At 62.9% G+C, this 16,923-nt stretch carries 16 protein-coding genes; 8 read left to right on the plus strand and 8 right to left on the minus strand.

Going from position 1 to position 16,923, the window contains the following annotated elements; genetic code table 11:
* Position 1 precedes the first annotated feature (1 nt).
* The 5 genes from QF092_RS17780 to QF092_RS17800 are packed head-to-tail and all read right to left on the minus strand — an operon-like array spanning position 2 to position 6,176.
* Positions 2–1,579 carry a rhodanese-like domain-containing protein gene (locus QF092_RS17780; RefSeq protein ID WP_281466061.1) on the minus strand — a complete coding sequence of 526 codons (1,578 nt, stop codon included), beginning with the start codon at positions 1,577–1,579 and terminating at the stop codon, positions 2–4.
* Positions 1,576–3,090 carry an MmgE/PrpD family protein gene (locus QF092_RS17785; protein WP_281466063.1) on the minus strand — a complete coding sequence of 505 codons (1,515 nt, stop codon included), beginning with the start codon at positions 3,088–3,090 and terminating at the stop codon, positions 1,576–1,578. The genes QF092_RS17780 and QF092_RS17785 overlap by 4 nt, the downstream gene beginning before the upstream one ends.
* Positions 3,087–4,595: a tripartite tricarboxylate transporter permease gene (locus tag QF092_RS17790; RefSeq protein WP_281466065.1), complete on the minus strand. Its 1,509-nt coding sequence runs from the start codon at positions 4,593–4,595 to the stop codon at positions 3,087–3,089. Before QF092_RS17790 ends, QF092_RS17785 begins: the two co-directional genes overlap by 4 nt.
* A 47-nt stretch (positions 4,596–4,642) precedes the next feature.
* Positions 4,643–5,182 carry a tripartite tricarboxylate transporter TctB family protein gene (locus QF092_RS17795; RefSeq protein ID WP_281466067.1) on the minus strand — a complete coding sequence of 180 codons (540 nt, stop codon included), beginning with the start codon at positions 5,180–5,182 and terminating at the stop codon, positions 4,643–4,645.
* Positions 5,183–5,201: 19 nt separating this feature from the next.
* Positions 5,202–6,176 (minus strand): Bug family tripartite tricarboxylate transporter substrate binding protein, encoded by a 975-nt coding sequence (locus QF092_RS17800; RefSeq protein ID WP_281466070.1) that lies wholly within the window; start codon positions 6,174–6,176, stop codon positions 5,202–5,204.
* A 212-nt stretch (positions 6,177–6,388) separates the two neighbouring features.
* On the opposite strand from QF092_RS17800, the gene QF092_RS17805 reads away from it, so the two are divergent.
* On the plus strand, positions 6,389–7,726 hold the full coding sequence (locus tag QF092_RS17805; RefSeq protein WP_281466071.1) for an MmgE/PrpD family protein: 1,338 nt from the start codon (positions 6,389–6,391) through the stop codon (positions 7,724–7,726).
* 10 nt (positions 7,727–7,736) lie between these two features.
* Here QF092_RS17805 and QF092_RS17810 read toward each other — a convergent pair whose 3' ends face one another.
* Positions 7,737–8,498, minus strand: a complete 762-nt coding sequence (locus QF092_RS17810) for an SDR family NAD(P)-dependent oxidoreductase (protein ID WP_281466073.1) — start codon at positions 8,496–8,498, stop codon at positions 7,737–7,739.
* Positions 8,499–8,611: 113 nt separating this feature from the next.
* On the opposite strand from QF092_RS17810, the gene QF092_RS17815 reads away from it, so the two are divergent.
* The 7 genes from QF092_RS17815 (at position 8,612) to QF092_RS17845 (ending at position 16,089) form a co-directional block, all read left to right on the plus strand.
* Entirely contained in the window at positions 8,612–9,307 is a 696-nt protein-coding gene (locus QF092_RS17815; RefSeq protein ID WP_281466076.1) for an FCD domain-containing protein, read from the plus strand.
* Entirely contained in the window at positions 9,304–10,689 is a 1,386-nt protein-coding gene (locus tag QF092_RS17820; protein ID WP_281466077.1) for an MmgE/PrpD family protein, read from the plus strand. Before QF092_RS17815 ends, QF092_RS17820 begins: the two co-directional genes overlap by 4 nt.
* Before the next feature lie 16 nt (positions 10,690–10,705).
* Positions 10,706–12,073, plus strand: coding sequence for an MmgE/PrpD family protein (locus QF092_RS17825; protein ID WP_281466079.1), 1,368 nt, complete (start codon positions 10,706–10,708; stop codon positions 12,071–12,073).
* The gene (locus QF092_RS17830; protein WP_281466081.1) at positions 12,067–12,828 is read left to right on the plus strand and encodes a sulfite exporter TauE/SafE family protein; all 762 of its coding nucleotides are present in this window, start codon (positions 12,067–12,069) and stop codon (positions 12,826–12,828) included. Before QF092_RS17825 ends, QF092_RS17830 begins: the two co-directional genes overlap by 7 nt.
* Positions 12,829–13,161: 333 nt before the next feature.
* A complete protein-coding gene (locus tag QF092_RS17835) occupies positions 13,162–13,992 on the plus strand; it encodes a phosphogluconate dehydrogenase C-terminal domain-containing protein (protein ID WP_281466083.1) in 831 nt (276 codons plus the stop codon).
* 11 nt (positions 13,993–14,003) lie between these two features.
* Positions 14,004–15,245 carry a ribulose-bisphosphate carboxylase large subunit family protein gene (locus QF092_RS17840; RefSeq protein WP_337250647.1) on the plus strand — a complete coding sequence of 414 codons (1,242 nt, stop codon included), beginning with the start codon at positions 14,004–14,006 and terminating at the stop codon, positions 15,243–15,245.
* A 163-nt stretch (positions 15,246–15,408) separates the two neighbouring features.
* Positions 15,409–16,089, plus strand: coding sequence for a hypothetical protein (locus QF092_RS17845; protein WP_281466085.1), 681 nt, complete (start codon positions 15,409–15,411; stop codon positions 16,087–16,089).
* 168 nt (positions 16,090–16,257) lie between these two features.
* Here QF092_RS17845 and QF092_RS17850 read toward each other — a convergent pair whose 3' ends face one another.
* Together QF092_RS17850 and QF092_RS17855 are read right to left on the minus strand one after the other, a co-directional pair.
* Entirely contained in the window at positions 16,258–16,446 is a 189-nt protein-coding gene (locus tag QF092_RS17850) for a hypothetical protein (RefSeq protein ID WP_281466087.1), read from the minus strand.
* A 232-nt stretch (positions 16,447–16,678) separates the two neighbouring features.
* The gene (locus QF092_RS17855; protein WP_281466089.1) at positions 16,679–16,888 is read right to left on the minus strand and encodes a hypothetical protein; all 210 of its coding nucleotides are present in this window, start codon (positions 16,886–16,888) and stop codon (positions 16,679–16,681) included.
* Positions 16,889–16,923: the final 35 nt, after the last annotated feature.

Genomic DNA, 16,923 nt, shown 5'->3' on the forward strand with positions numbered 1-16,923 from the left:
GTCAGGCTCCTGCGGTCTTGCGTTTGTGGGTGAAATCGGTGGTTTTGGTTGTCGGCCAGAAGGTCAAGCCAGATGCCGCAAGGCGATCGAGCAGACCTGTCTCCCAGTCCAGATAGGCGCGTGCATCATCCAGATTGCCGCGGTGGCGACCGGCGCAGAAGCGCACGGTGTCGATGTCGCGCGCGGGGTCGTCCGGGGTATCCGTCACGATGGTCAGCCCTGCGGCCTGCCATGTGGCGGGATCGTCGGGAAGGCAGCCCATGGCAGGATGACCCGCTTGGGCCAGATCGCCGGCGACCAGTCGCGCCATTTGAGGGTCGCCCGGGATCAATCCCACGGGCGATGCGTGCGAAAGCGGTATCCGGTCGATCCGCGCGCGGAGCGCACGTTGCGCGCCACGTGGATGCGCCGAGCGGAATGCCACGGCCGAGCGCAGGTCGAGGAGGAGCGCATCGGGTGGAAGGGTCGTGATCGTTGGCGGGAGGTCCGGAAGTTGTAGGGGAGCCACGGTGGGGAGCGCGGGGGGATCCTCGGTCATCACATACGCTTCGATGCCCATCCGGTTCAGCCACAGCGCGGCAAAAGCCGCCCGCACCAGAAGAGGGTCCCACAGCGCCACCCTTGCCCCTTTGACCGCGATGAAACGATCAGTCTGCTGGATCAGCGTGGTGCCCGGTGCGCGGCGGAATCCAGCAGGCGCTGTCCCCTCGTCTTCGGGCCGGGGATCGAAGAAATATGTGGTCCGGTTCCCGTCGGCGGCCCATTCGCGCACATCTGCCGCCCGTGCCGTTGGCAGCCCGAACCCAGCCATAAGGTGACGTGCGCGGGCGCGGGCCCTCTCTCGGTTGGGGCCCTCGGGCAGGGGGAGAGAGCGGTTTGCGCCCATTTCACGCTGGCGGCCAGTGAGTTCCCAGCCTTGCGTGCCGTCGCGCAGGGCCATCACCTGCCCAGCCAGCCCAAAATCGCGCAGCGTTTGCGCCCCGATGATCGACCTTGTCCGTCCCGCGCAATGCACGACGATCGGCTGGCCCGGATCGTCTGATAGGCGCAGCGCAAGTTCGGCATTCGGGCAGTTTACCGAATGCGGCAGAGTGAAGGTGCGATGCTCTGACAGGGGGCGGCCATCGATGAGCAAGGGTGCCGTGCCGGATTGCATCCGCTGGAAGAGATCATCCGGGCCGATTTCGGGCACGGCATATTCATGCTGGACCCATTCACCGAAAGCCTTGGAAAAGCTGTGTTCCCCTTTGAACAGGGGAAGGCCCTGTGCCGCCCAGCCTACCGCCCCATTGGCAACTGTCATGATGTTGCGCCAGCCTGCCTTGGCCATGTGCCGCGCAGCCCGTTCGGCAACGCCGTCGCCTGCATCAAACAGCACGACGGAGACGTCCCGCCTTGGCAGCATGACGGGAAGGTCCAGTTCAAGGCGGCCGAAGGGGATGTTAACAGAGCCGAAGGGGTGGCCTTCGGCGGCTTCGCCCGCCTCGCGCAGATCGATGAAGGCCCATTCGGGCGATCCTGCCCGCAGCCGATCCATCACGTCGTTGGGCGTTATGCTGCTATGGGGGGCCGATGTCACCGCATCCCCCGTTCGAACAAGCCCGCCGGGCTGTCTTGCAAAGGCACAAGGTCTGCGACGATGCCGAAGGCGAAAAGCTGTTTGGCCGAAAGCGTGGCGAGTGTCTTGGCCTGTTCGAGAAAAGCCGAACTTTGTGCTTGCGAGACGAAAGGGGCGGTCAGGGTGTTGAACTTGCCGATATAATCCTGCTGGTCCCAAGGGGCTGCGCCGCGCGGATGGGAATCGGCCACCGCCAATTCATCCTCTCGCACGTCGCCGTTGAGAAGCCGAACCACCGCCCGCGCCCCATGCGCCTTGTCGAGTGGCGCGGCGGTATCGAAACGCTGGTTCCATTCCGGGTCTTCGACGGTTTCGACCTTGCGCCACAAGGCGACGAATTCGGGGGCGGCGATGCGGGCCGGGTCGTAGCTGTGATCGTGGTGCCAGTGGCCGTCCACCAAAGCACGCGCGAATTGGAAAGGGGCGGAATGGTCGAGCGTCTCGCGCGAGGCGGCGGGGTCCCATTTGTCAGGATCGCCAGAGCCGGAGCCCATCACCATATGGGTCATCCGTTTTGTATGCAGCGTGATCCGGTCCACCTGTGACAGATCCGGGAGGCGGTCGCGCAGTCGGAAGGCAAGGTCGATGATGGCCTGCCCGTGATATCCTGCCGAATGCGCCTTGGGCAGCGTGTCGAGGATCGCCCGGCACGGGTCTTGGGGGGCGGGCAGCGTCACTTCGCCCCCCATTCCCTTAAGGAGAACGGCCAAGATCCCGTAGTCACCTTCATAGATGGGCGAGGGTGCGGTTTCGCCGCGCATTGCGCGATCCACGGATTCGATGGCGGTTTTGCCGATATGGCCGGGTGCGGCGGCCTTCCACGACGAAATGCGTCCCTTGCGCACCTGCCGGGTCGAGAGCGACAGATGCGCGGCAAGATTGACCGCTTCATAGATCACCGGGACGGGCAGGGCCAACATGGAACCAAGCCCCGCCGCAATCGCAGGGCCGAGATGCGCCACATGGTCGATGCGGTGATGTTGCAGGGGCAGGGCACGGACAAGTGCTGTCTGCACCTCGTATGAGGTCAGGATGCCGCGGACCAGCGCTGCGCCGTCGAGCCTCGTTTGTTGTGCCACTGCCAGAAGCGGCATGATGCAATCCGCCGGATGGCTGCTGTCCAGCGCGAAATAGCTGTCGTGAAAATCGAGTTCGCGCACGGCTGTCGCATTCGCCATGGCCGCCCAGCCACAATCCGCGCGCTGTTCGGGGGCAAGGCCGATCACGCGCGCGCCACCGGCGCGCGGATGGCAGATCGCCTGGCCGCGGGCCGCGACGACCGGCGGGCGGTTCAGTGCGGCGATGGCGACCGCTGCGTTGTCGATCAACCGCAGGGCTGCAAGTTCTGCTGCCGCCGGATCAATGGGCCTATCGTCCGCCGCTGCCAGTTCTGCCAGTTTCCATGCCAGCTGCGCTTCGGGCGCGGGGCGGGCATCGGGGCGGCAAACTGCAACGGGGAAGACAAGGCTCATGCTTGCGGCCCTTCTGCCACCGCCTTTGCTGCCTTTCGCGCCAGAAGAATGTCACGCACCGCCGATCCTGTGACAAACAGTGCGGCAAGGATGAGCAGCCAAAGCGAGATGGGCGTTTCCCAGAAGATCCGGTGATCCCCGACCGTCAGTTCCAAGGACCGCCGATAATTCGCCTCGATCAGATAGCCAAGCACTAGTCCAAGCACGAGCGGCAGGAACGGAAAACCGAAGACCCGCAGCAGATAGCCGATGACCCCAAACAGCAGCACGAGGTAGAGGTCGTAGGTGGAGTTGTGGATCGAATAGATCCCCGAAAAGACCAACGCGAAGATCGCGGCCATCAGATAGGGCTTTGGCCGATTCACTAGCCACAAGGCCGGGGTCATCATCACGATCCCCAGAAGAAGCTGCGAGATATTGGCCACGGCCAGCCCGCCGAAGAGGCCATAGACGAAATCCGGTTCTTTCTGAAACAGCATGGGCCCCGGCGTCAGCCCATGGATCAGCATCCCGCCCATCAGGATCGCTGCCGAATTCGAACCGGGAATCCCGAAGCTAAGAACCGGGACCAGCGCCGTGCAGGCGACCGCGTTGTTTGCGGCTTCGGGGGCGGCAATGCCTTCCTCGGACCCTTTGCCGAATTTCTCTGGCTCGGAGGACCAGCGTTTGGCTTCGTTATAGGACATGAAGGCCGCGATGGACCCGCCCGCGCCCGGCATCACGCCCTCAAAGATGCCGACACCGCTACCGATCCCCTGCGCTTTCCAGAGTTTGCGCCATTTGGCAAATGAAGGCAGCTTGATCTTGGTCTGCACGTTTCCGGTTTTGCCCCAGTCGGGCGTGTTCGCGGTCATCATCAGTTCGGACATGGCGAAGACGCCGACCATCACGATGACATATTCGATCCCAGTCAGCAGTTCGGGTTCGCCGAAGGTGAAGCGGGTGACGCCTGACAGCGGATCGGTGCCTATGGTGGCGATCATCAGGCCGAGGGTTGCCGCCATCAGCCCCTTGATCAGCGAGCCGTTGGACAAGGACACGATGACCGAAAGGCCGAGGATGCCGAGGGCGAAATAGGCCGGGAAGTTGAAGGCCAATGCCACGCGCGAAAGCGGTTCGGTGAAGACGATCAGGAAGATCAGGCCAATCAAGCCGCCGATGACGCCTGATTGCAGGGAAATCCCCAACGCCTCACCCCCGCGCCCTTCGCGGTGCATGTAGTAGCCGTCAACCACCGTTGCGGCGGCTGCGTTTGTACCGGGCGTGTTGATAAGGATCGCAGGGATTGAGCCGCCGTATTCCGCGCCCACATAGGTTGCCCCCAAGAGGACGATGGCCGTGACAGGGTCCATGCCATAGGTGAAGGGAAGCAAGAGGGCCAGCGCGATCGAGGGCGAGATGCCCGGAAGCGCCCCACCGACGATGCCCCAGGCGACGCCACCGATTGCCGCGAAGATCGCGGGTGTGGCGGTAAGGATGTTGAAGGCGGTGGAAATGCCGTCCATGTCGTGCAGACCTCGTCAATAAGGGGGAAGAAGCGGCCAGACGTCGTCTAGCCGAACAGCCCCGGCCAGAAGCCGGCAGGCAGCGGTATGCCAAGAAGCTGCACGAACAGAAGATAGAAGATCACGGCGATCACCACCGCCACACCCGCTGTGTAGGCCCCGGCACGCGCCCCGATGTAGACGGAAACGGCGAGCATCAGCAGGATCACGCTGGGGATATAGCCAAGGGTCGGTAGGATCACGAGGTAGGCGATGCCGATGGCGACGATGCCTGCCGCTTTTAGATGCTGGCGCGGGGTGAACACTTGGCCGTCCTGTGGGGGACGATCCGCTGCCGCTGCGGTCGCCCGTCGGGCGGCGCGTAGATACATCACTTCGACCAGCAGGGCGCGCAGGACGAGAAGCACGCTGAAAAGCATCATGGCGATGCCGAGCATGTGTGGAAATACGGTGGCGTTCACCACGCCATCCAGGGGGCTGATCGGAATATCGCCGGCGGCCCGCCAGTACCATGCGCCAAGGGCAAAGGCCGCAAGGCCGATCCAGACATCGCGCGGGATACGGAAACGGGGCGCCGACGATTGCATCACTTCAAACCTCCCAAGGTCACTGCTTCAGGATGCCGTACTGAATCAGGAAGGCCTTTTGCTGTTCGGCGAAGGCATTCAGGAAGGGTTCGTATTCTGCGGCGGGCATCAGCGTCGGCACAAGGCTTTGCGCCTCATACCATGCCTTGAAATCCGGATCTTCGAGGACCTTGGCGATACCGACAGCCCAGAGATCCTTGATGTCCTGCGGGATGCCCTTCGGACCGGCGATGCCGCGGAACTTGGTCACCACGAGATCGATACCCTGTTCACGCGCCGTGGGCAGGTCGGGCAGGTTGCCGAGCCGCTCTTCGGTGTAAGACGCAAGCAGCCTGATCTCGCCCGCCTCAATCTGCGGGCCAAGTTCCTGAATCTCGCCGATCGCGACAGCAACGGTGCCGTTGAGAACGGAGATCAGAAGTTCCCCACCGCCGTCATGGGTGATGACGGGCGAAGTGACGCCGGTGATCTGCTTGAACTGCTCCATCACCTGACGATCAAGCGAACCGGGGGTCGTGACGCCAAAGGGCACAGCCGTCGGATCGGCCTTCGCCGCTTCGATCAGATCGGTGAGCGACTGGAATGGGCTGTCGGCTTTTACAAAGACGATCTGCGGGTCCATGAATACGTTCACCACACCTTCCATGTCGGTGAAGTCATATTCCGGGTTCGAAAGCAGCGAGGTGTTGATGTAGGTGGGTGTCGTTCCATAGAAGATCGACCCATCCGCAGGCGACGTGGCAAGTTTCGCCATCGCATTCGCGCCCGAACCACCGGTCACGTTTTCGACCACGAAATTCGCGCCCATCGCCTTGCCAAGGAACCCGACCATCTCGCGCAGGAAGACGTCGGTGCCGCCCCCTGCCGAGGAATGGGTGACCAGCGTCACCGTATCATGCGGGTAGTCCTGTGCGGCCACCTGTCCTGCCACGCCGAATGCCAGCCCGGCGGACAGGATCGCGGCACCCGCGATTCGCCCAAATTCAAAACGCATCTTTTCTCTCCTCCCATGGCACAGCGCCCCTGATCCGGCCCCTGATACGGCCCCTGTGGGCTCATTCGCGCCTGCCGCCCTTTTCGGGGATGCGGTCGCGTCCGGTTGGGCGACTGTTGCGCTTCATCCTGCATCGAACTATCAAAATGTCAATCGTAGACAATCTGCGATCTGCAAAAGAGGCGATGATGTCTTGCTCTCCGACTGAAACCATGGCTGACCACATCGCCACGGCGCTGTCGCGCCCCTTGCCGCCCGAGGTGGAGGAGAAGGCACGGCTGCATCTTCTTGATACGCTGGCCGCGATCCTTTCGGGGGCGCATCTGCCCGCGGGGCTTGCTGCGGCGCGACTGGTTCCACGCCTTGGCGGGCCGCCGGAGGCGGTTGTCATTGCCACCGGTCAGGTGACCGGCGTGGTCACGGCGGCGCTGGCCAATGCGATGGCCGCGCATGCCGATGAAACCGATGACAGCCATGTCGGCGGGCGCTTTCATCCCGGCTGCGCCATCGTCCCCGCCGCGCTTGCCATGGCCGAGGCAGGGGGGCGCAGCGGGACGGATCTCTTGCGCGCGATCGTGCTGGGCTATGATATCGGGGCGCGGGCGGTGATGGGCATGGGGGTGCGGTCGGCCGATACGGCCCGGTTCTCTACCCATAGCATCGGCGGCACCTTCGGCGCGACGGCGGCCGCTGCCGCATTGGCGGGTTTGGACAGGCGCGGCGCGATGCATGCGCTGTCTTATGCGGTGCAGCAGACATCTGGTGTGCCCTATTGGCGCCGTGACGCTGACCATATCGAGAAGGCCTTCGATTTCGGCGGGATCGGGGCGCGCAATGGCACGATGGCGGCGCTGATGGTGCAATCCGGCTGGACAGCGGTTGAAGGCGTCATGACCGGCAACCCGTCTTTTCTGTCAGCCTTCGGGGAACAGCCGAACCCCGCCGCGCTTTGCGACGGGTTGGGGCAACGGTTTGAGATCATGGGGGCGGCGATCAAGAAATGGTGCGTCGGTTCGCCCATACAGGCGGCGCTCGATTCGCTTATGGCCTTGATCGAGACGCATGGCATCGGCCCGCAGGATGTGGCCGAACTTCGGGCCATCATGCCGGATGACCGGCTGCATATCGTTGATGACCGCGACATGCCCGATGTGTGTCTTCAGCACCTTCTGGCGATCTGTCTGATTGACGGCGGCCTTGGCTTCGCGGCTGCGCATGACCGCGCGCGAATGGGGGAGCCTGCTGTTCTGGCGCTTCGCGAGCGGATAAAGGCCATTCCAAGCAAGGAGTTGACGGAGGCGCGCCCGCCTCGTCAGGCCATCATCGAGATTGACACAAGGGGTGGCCGCACCCTGCGCCATCATACCCGCGCAGTCCTTGGAACGCCTGCAAACCCGATGTCGCGCGATCAGGTGGTGGCCAAGGCCACGGACCTGATCAGTGCCGATCTTGGGGCGGAGAGGACCGACGCGCTTATCCGCGCCATCCTTGCGATCGAGGCGATCCCGGATGTGCGCGCGCTGCGCGGTTTGCTGTCCGCGCAGCGTTAAGCCATGCCTGTCAGGGCATGAACATCCCGCCGCTTACATGCACGGTCTGACCGGTCATGAAGCGTGCCTCCGGCATGCAGAGGGAGAGGATGACGAAGGCTGCCTCGGCAATTTCGCCCTCGCGTCCGACGATTGGACCGCCCACGCCCATGGCCGGTGATTCCCCCGCCGTGGCGGATCGTTTGCCACCGATCTTGCCGGGTGCGACGCAGTTCGCGGTGATGTTGCGGTCGGCAAATTCCACTGCAATGGATTTTGTCAGACCCACCAGCCCGGCTTTGCCTGTCGCCACATGCGCACGCTTCTTTGCGCCGACATGCGCTGAGACACCGCCCAGATTGATGATGGTGCCACCGCCCCGTTCCACCATGCTGCGCAGCGCTTCGCGGCTGCAAAGAAAGGCGCCGTCGAGAATGACGGAATTCGTCGCCCGCCATTCCTCAAGTGTCATGTCGATGAAGGGTTTCTCGCCCCGGATTGCCGCGTTGTTGACAAGGATATCCACCCCGCCAAAGGCCGTCTTCGCCGCATCGAAGAGCCCCAGAACGTCGCGCTCGACAGTCACGTCGCCAAGCGCCACTTCTGCCCGGCGCCCCATGGCGCGGATCTCGGCGGCGACGGCCTCGACCTCTTCGCGCGACTGGCGCGCATGCACCACGACATCCGCGCCCGCCTGCGCGAGACCCAGCGCAACCGCGCGCCCGATCCTGCGCGAGGCGCCCGTGACCATGGCTACCTTGCCCTGCAAGGGCATGTCGGTCCTGTTCAACATCTTGATCCTCCCCGCCTACTGCGTGTCCGACGCGTCAGGTTGCACTTGCGCATCTTTGCCAATTGTTGACAATATGCAATGTGGTGATCCGAAAGGAAGGAACAGGTATGGTCATGCGCGGTTTGCTGGAACCTTCGGAGGCACTCGACGTTCTCCGCACCTCGTCTTTGAGTAAGGTTGTGCAGGGCGAGATCGAGAAGATCATCCTGTCCGGTGCCTATGCGCCCGGCGAGAAGCTGAACGAAAAGACCTTGGCAGACCAGCTTGGCGTCAGTCGTGGCCCGGTGCGAGAGGCCTTTCAGGCCCTTCATGCGCGCGGTTTGGTTGAGATGATTCCCAATCGCGGCGTCTTTGTTCAGCGCATTTCGCGCCATGATGCGGTTGCGATCTACGATGTGCGCGCGGGCATTTTCGGAACGGCCTGCCGCCTTTTGGCGGAACGCATCACATCGGATCAGGCCAGCGAATTGCACGCGCTGATCGCGCAGATGGACGTGGCTGGCAAAAAGCGCGATCTGGATGCCTATTTCCCGCTGAATATCGCGTTCCACACTGCCATCGTCACGGGCACCGACAATCGGATCCTTGCCGAAACCTATTTCGGCCTCGTTTCCCGGCTGCAACTGTTCCGGGCGCGTGGCCTTGTTCATGGCGGTGGTTTCGAGAGTTCCAACATCGAACATCGTGCAATCATGGCGGCGCTGGACGCGCGCGATCCGCATGGCGCCTTTGAGGCGGGCTTTGCGCATGTGCAAGCGGGTAAGGCGCGCATCCTTGCCTCGGGCGATCCGCAGCAGGGGCGGACATGACGGCAAATCTGCCTCCGCCCGGACGGGCCTTGGCCGAAATCTATTCCGACTGGCTTTCCGGGCTGCGCCTGTCGGTGCTTCCGGAACAACTGCGGCAGGTGGCAAGCCTCGATCTTATCGATGCCGCTGGTCTTTGCATCGCTGCGCGCAACGAGCCCTATATGGCGCAGATCGTTTCAGGTTGGGACAGTGAGGGGCCTTGCACGGCCTTGGGGCATGCGCGTGGGCTGGATGCTGCGGGGGCTGCGGTGGCGAATGGTATCGCCATTCATGGCGAAGATTTCGACGACACGCTTGAAGGTGCGCCGATCCGCGTCGGCGCGATGACAATCCCGGCGGCACTGGCCGCGGCGCAGCGCTGTGGCTTGTCGGGCGAGCGGGCGTTTCTTGGCGTGGTGGCAGGTTTGGAAACGGTTTGCCGTCTGAACCACATCGCCCCCGGAGCAATCCACAAGGCGGGGTTTCACCCCGTCGGAGTGATCGGTGCGCTGGGCGCGGCGGCAGCGGCGGGCGTGACCTTGGGCCTTGATGCGCGCCAGCAGGCAAGGGCCTTCGGACTTGCGGGCAGCATGGCGTCGGGCATCCTTGAATATCTGTCCGAAGGGGCTTGGACCAAACGGCTGCATCCCGGCTGGGCAGCGCAATCGGGCCTTCGTGCGGCGATACTCGCGCGGACCGAGTTCTTTGCCCCGCGCACGGTTTTGGACGGGCCGCATGGTTTCTTTCATGCCTTCGCGCCGACGGCCACGCCGGACTTTACCCATCTGACGCACCGCTTGGGGGCCGATTGGTACGCGGAGCGCATCGCCTTTAAGCCATATGCCTGCGGGACGATGATCCATCCCTATATCGACTGCATGATCCGCCTTGCGGCGACAGGTATCACGGCAGACGAGATCAGCGCTATCACCTGTCCCACAGGCGAGGGTCTGGTGCATCGCCTGTGGGAACCGCTGGCAGCGAAACATAATCCGCCATCGGGCTATGCGGCGAAATTCTCTATGCCGTTCTGCATGGCGGTCGGGTTCTTCGATGGCGACGCCGGTCTGTCGCAATTCACGGATGCCCGCGCCGCCGATCCCAAGGTGCTGCAACTTGCGTCGAAGATCAGCTACGTGATCGACCCGGAAAACGAATATCCCCGCAATTATTCCGGCCATATTCGGGTGGAAACCACAAATGGCCGCCGGATCGCGCTGGATCAGCCGCACATGCGCGGCGGTGTGCGCGAACCGCTGAGCGAAGGGGACATCCGCGCCAAGGCCATTGCCAATTGCCGCCACGGTGGCTGGCCGGAGGATCGGGCTGCCCAACTCATTGACTGGGCGGCGGATCTTTCGCGCCAGCCCGATCTTTCCGGCCTAGCGGCCTTTGCCATCTGAACCTTTGGGAACACCCATGACAGAGAAAACCGTTTCTGAATGTCTTGCCGACTGGTTGGCGGGGCTGGAGCTTGATCAAGTACCCGACAACGCCCGGAGGGCGGCTGCCGATACGATCTTGGATACTGTCTGTCTTAGCGTGGCCGCGCTTGAAACAGATTACGGGCAAGCCGTGCGTGCGGCCTTTCCCGATCCGGGCACCGCCACGGTCTGGGGCCTTGCCGAAGGCCGCAGTCCAGAAGCCGCAGCCGTGATCAACGGGACCTGCGGCCATGGCGAAGATTACGACAACACCTTCGAAGGCTGCCCCGTGCATACGGGTGTGGTGATAGTCCCCGCTCTTTTGGCGGCCGCGGAACGTTATGGTCTTGGCAGCACCGATGTGGCCCGTGGGATCATCGCCGGGATCGAGGTGATGTGCCGACTTGGTCTTGTCGCCGATAAGGCGGTCCATAAGGCAGGTTTCCACCCGACTGCCGTGTTGGGCGCAATGTCGGCTGCGGCTGCCGTGGCGACTGCGCTGCGGCTGGACCGCATTGGAATACGCAACGCGCTGGGGGTGGCGGGGTCAACCGCGTCGGGCATCATCGAATATCTGGCGGATGGCAGTTCTACCAAGCGGCTGCATGCCGGATGGGCGGCACAGGCGGGATTGCGCGCCGCCGCGCTGGGTGCTGCGGGGTTTACCGGGCCGAAGACGGTCTTTGAAGGTTCGCATGGCTTTTTCTACGCCTTTTCGACCCCCCGCGCGACGGAGTTTGCGCCATTGGTGGATGACCTTGGCACCCGGTGGGAAGCCGCACGCTTGGCCTTCAAGCCCTTTGCCTGCGGGACAATGACCCAGCCTTATGTCGATTGCGCCATCGACCTTGCCCGCCGTGGCATTCGACCCGAACAGGTGGTCCGCATCACCTGTGATGTGGGCGAAGGCACGGTCCATCGCCTGTGGGAACCATTGGACATAAAGCGCAACCCGCCCACGCCCTATGCGGCCAAGTTTTCAGGGCCTTATTGCCTTGCGGCGGGCTGGATTTGGGGGGATGCGGGGCTGGCGCAGTTCACCGAGGCGTCGGTGCGCGATCCACGGGCGTTGGACCTGGCGGCCAAGGTGCATTTCCGCATCGACCCGGAGAACGAATATCCTGCAAACTATACCGGCCATATCCGTGCCGAACTTTCCGATGGATCGGTGGCGGAGTCGCGTGTTCCCTGCCTACGTGGTGGCGCACGTGCGCCGCTGACGCGCGAGGAATTACTTATTAAGGCGCGGGCGAACCTTGTTTTCGCAGGCCGCGACCCAGCCTCCGCCGACAGGTTGGCGCAGTGGTCAGATGCCCTGATGGAAGGAAAAGCCCCCTTCGCGACGGACGCGCTGAGGTGCTAACCGAGGCCCAGCTCCTTGCCGGCCAGATCCCGCCCATGGTCGCCCTTGCCGGGATGGCCGTGTGCTTTTTTGCCGGCATGCTTGGCGGCCTGTCGGGTTATGGTGCGGGGCTGCTTGTCACGCTCTTTATCGCGCCCATTGTAGGGCCGAAGGCGCTGATCCCGATGATTTCGGTGCTTATGCTTGTGAACAATGGCAGCCGTGTTTGGTTCTACCGTCACGCTCTGCATCTGCCCACGGTGTTGAAAGTGTCCGCCGTCGCAATGCCGATGTCATGGATTGGGGCAGAGCTTTACGTGCGGCTCGACTCACAGATCATCCAGACAATCCTAGGTCTTGTGTTGATCGCGTCGGTTCCCATCCGCCGCTGGATCGATCGGGCGCAGATCACGCCCGGCCCCATCGCCGTCTATGGGATAGGTGCGACCTATGGTTTTCTTGCATCGCTGATCGTTGGGGCCGGGATGCTTATCGTTCCGATGCTGATGGGGATTGGCTTTGCAGGGCCTGCGCTGCTGGCCACGGATGCGGCGATCGCGGTGGTGACGAACCTTTTCAAGGCCGTCGTCTTCGGCGCGCTAGATGCGCTGTCCATGGCGCATTTCATTCTGGCGCTTATTCTTGGATGTTGCACCATTCCCGGCACGGCCTGCGCGGCTTGGATCGTGCGCCGCACCAGCCTGCGACTTCATACGGCGCTGATTGAGGGCCTGATCTTGGTCGGGGGATTTGGCATGGTTTTGGGCTTTATCTGATTGATCGTATCATCCGGCAGCGCCTTGGTCGATCGGCGCGCGGTCCAATCGTTGTCGGACCCGTCGGTGCCGACGTTCCGGTGGAGGAGGGGGCGAAGGGGGGCAGCCGTTCCCGCCGAGGGCTGTATCACTAGGGCACAGTCCCAGCGCATCTTGGCAAGGAAATCTGTGAGGGGCCAAGGGTTACGGTTCTGGGGGCAGGGGCGGTGCGTTCGACAGGCTAGATCGGGAGGGTGCGGGCCGTCGGGTGACGTGTGGCCCTTGGGGGCGCTTGCTTGACAGATGCGGTGATCTTATTATGAGATCATACCAGTTTGGAAAAGGATCACTTCAATGACAAAGCTTGCCCTGTTTGGTGCCGGGGGAAAGATGGGCATGCGGCTGTCTGCCAATCTGGTGAAGACTGAGTATCAGGTCGCCTATGTGGAGGTCAGCCCCGAAGGCCAGAAGCGGGTGAAGGAGGCGTGGGGGGCGGACTGTTTGCCCGCCGATGCGGCGGTGGCGGATGCGGATGCGGTGATCCTTGCGGTGCCCGATACGCATATCGGGCGCGTCGCGGCAGAGGTGGTGCCGAAGCTACGTCCCGGCACCATCGTCGTGATCCTTGATGCGGCGGCACCTTATGCGGGGCATCTGCCAGAGCGGGCCGATATCACCTATTTCGTCACCCATCCCTGCCATCCGCCGATCTACAATGACGAGGTGACGCCGGAGGCGAAGGCCGATCATTTCGGGGGGATCGCGGCCAAGCAGGCCATCGTTTGCGCTCTGATGCAGGGGCCGCGCGACCACTACGCGGTGGGTGAGGCGATTGCGCGGGCGATCTATGCCCCGGTCATGCGCAGCCATGAGGTGACGGTGGCGCAGATGGCCATGCTGGAACCGGGGCTTTCCGAGACGGTGGCGGCCTCACTTATGACGATCCTGCGTGAGGCGATGGATGAATGCGTGCGGCGGTCTGGCGTTAGCCATGATTGCGCGCGGGATTTCCTGCTGGGGCATATGAACATCCTTGGCGCGGTGATCTTTGAAGAGCGGGTGGGGGTCTTTTCCGACGCCTGCAACAAGGCGATCCAGTTCGGGATTCCGGTTCTAATGAAGGACGATTGGAAGCGGGTCTTTGACTGGGACGAGATCAAGGCCAGTATCGAGCGCATCACCTGAACCTTGGGGGCATGATGGCGCGGTTCGAGGCGGAGTATCTGCTGGAAACGGCTTGGCCTTTGGAAAAGGCGGCGGCGGTGATCGCGGGGGAGCAATCTTCGGGCACCTTTCGCCCCGTTCCGGGCGAGACGGAGGAGCTGAAGGCACGATCCGCCGCACGGGTGGAGGCGTTGGAGGATCTGGGGCCTTGCCCGGGGCCATCGCTGCCGGGGGCGGCAGAGGGGCCGTTGCGGCGGGCGCGGTTGGTGCTGTCTTGGCCGGTGGCCAATACGGGCATCAGCCTGCCCAATATCCTTGCCACCGTGGCGGGCAATCTGTTCGAGTTGAATGCCGTGGCGGGGTTGCGGCTGACTGATCTGCGTTTTCCGGCCGAGTTTGTGGCGGGCTGCCCGCGACCGGCCTTTGGGATTGACGGGACGCGGGCGCTGTCAGGCGTGGTGGGGCGGCCCTTGATCGGGACGATCATCAAACCGTCTATCGGGTTGTCGGCGGCAGAGACGGCGGCGATGGTCGATATGCTGTGTTCTGCGGGGATCGATTTCATCAAGGATGACGAATTGCAGGCGGATGGCGCGGTCTGCCCCTTTGAAGATCGCGTGCGGGCAGTGATGGCCGTGATCCGCGATCATGCCGAGCGGACCGGGAAGAAGGTGATGTATGCCTTCAACCTAACCGGCGAAGTGGATGAGATGCGCGCGCGGCATGATCTGGTGCTGCGCGAAGGCGGGACTTGCGTGATGGCCAGCGCGAATTCCGTGGGGCTGACGGGGCTTTTGGCGCTGCGGCGGCATGCGTCCTTGCCGATCCATCTGCACCGGAACGGATGGGGGTATCTGTCGCGGCATCCCGGCCTTGGTTTCGACTATGCAGCGTGGTCCAAGCTGTGGCGGCTTGCCGGGGCGGACCACATGCATGTGAACGGGCTTGCGAACAAGTTCTGCGAAACAGATGAGAGCGTGATCGCCTCGGCGCAATCCCTGTTGCAGCCGTTGGCCGAACCGCATCCGGGCATCGCGATGCCTGTCTTTGCGTCAGGGCAGACCGCGCTGCAGGCTTTTGGCACTTGGGCGGCCTTGCAGCGGACGGACCTGATCTTTGCCGCGGGCGGGGGAATCATGGCCCATCGGGATGGACCGGCGGCTGGGGTGCAATCGCTGCGCGATGCGTGGGAGGCGGCGATGGCGGGGCTTTCCTTGGAACAGGCGGCGCGGGACAGCGCGGCGCTGGCAGCGGCGCTGCGAACCTATGGTTGAAACTGGGCGGCGGAGTGCGGAAAGGCATTGGACCTAGGTCCTGCGGGGATTGACTTGCCGAAAGTATGGGGTCAATCGTCGTTGGGTGACGGTCTGTGCCTGAAGGTACGGGGCGGGTTTGCGAGTGCTGCCGGTTCCCCCCTCTTTGCCACGGTGCACCACCATGAAGTCTTTCCTTGCGGCAATTCTTGTCAGCGCTGTGCTGGCGTCGGGCGCTTCGGCGGCGACGTTTACGGATGAAGCTCTGTTTGATGCGGAAGTGGCATCTTTGATGTTGGTGCAACAATCAGAAAACTTTGATGGCGAGCTGGCAAAAGGTGCATCGCTTGGGGGGGCAACGCCCCGCAGTTTTGATGGATTTACGACATCCCTGAACAGTCCACTCGGGCTTGGCTACAACGTGGTACGCACGGGCGGCCTTTTCAATTCGGACGGCCTAGACGGAGAGCACCTTTATGTGGGTTTGCTCGGTGGCAATACTTTCACGATTACGTTCAACTCTGCAGTTAGAGCCTTTGGTGCGATGTTCGCTGGTGTGAACAACGGATTCCGTGGCACATTGCGTTCTGAGTTGCTGGTCGATGGCGTAGTATCCGAGTGGTTAGGCCGAACAGCCAACACCGAGGAGGGCCGCACGGCGCGGTTTTTCGGGTTTGTTTCCGACACGGCGTTCACCGAGATCACATTCCGAGGTTTTCCACGGACTGAAGCGTTTGGGATGGACAATCTCCGCTGGGCCTCTGCCCCCCCTCCGACGCCGGTTCCCGTTCCTGCCTCTGGTGTTTTGCTGATGGGGGCCATGGTGGTGGCGGGATGGTTCGGGCGGCGGCGGGCGCGGGCCTGACGGGCCGTTCCTAGAGCGGACGAGCGGACGAGGGGGCGCGGCCGAGCATGGGTTGGCGCCCTTTTCTTTTTCTGGTCCGGCATCTTTTCATGCCGGACCACGAAGGTCACCCGAAGGTTTGCGGTGCTGCTTTGGCTATGGCCAAGGCTGGGCGCGGGGCGCGCGTGATCAGGTCATGTATTGCAGGACGGCGTAGAAGACGACGCTGCTCATGAGCGCGGTGGCCATGACCACGGTTGCATTTTCGATCTGCTGGAGGTGGCGCGGCGAGATCACCTCATCATCGATGTCGATGCGACGCAGGGTGGTGCGCGGGGCGCGGATGGGAAGGGCGGGGTTGATGTGCGGGATGGACATAGCACCTCCTCTGTCTTGTCAAAGACCAGAACGGCTGCAATCCGGGGTTGTTTTAGGGCTGAGAGAGGCGATCCGCAAAATTTTTTATCCTTTAGGATAGGTCGGCTCTAAGGATTTGGAAAAATTAAAAAAACCCGGCGACGCTGGGCGTTGCCGGGTCAGTTTGGGGTCATTGAGGGCCGAGAAGGGGCCCCGCCGACTGGGAGGGAAACAACCGGTAGGAAAGGGGCGATCAGCCTGCCATGCGATAGGCGAAGGCGATTGACCAGATGACGAAACCGACCACCACAAGCATTAGGGCAAGGTCTTCGACGGGCGGGGCCTTGCGGGTGGCCGGGCGTGGCTTCGGTAAGCTTGGACTGCGGCGCGCGCGATCTGCGGTGAAGTCGATGGCTGCGGGGCAGGCATCGGGCGGGTCGGGCAAGGCGAGGGGTGGCGTCATGTTGTGCGGCATGATGGTCCACGATCTGAACGAAG

The organism is Fuscovulum ytuae (genome assembly GCF_029953595.1).
GTDB classification, from domain to species: Bacteria; Pseudomonadota; Alphaproteobacteria; order Rhodobacterales; family Rhodobacteraceae; genus Paragemmobacter; species Paragemmobacter ytuae.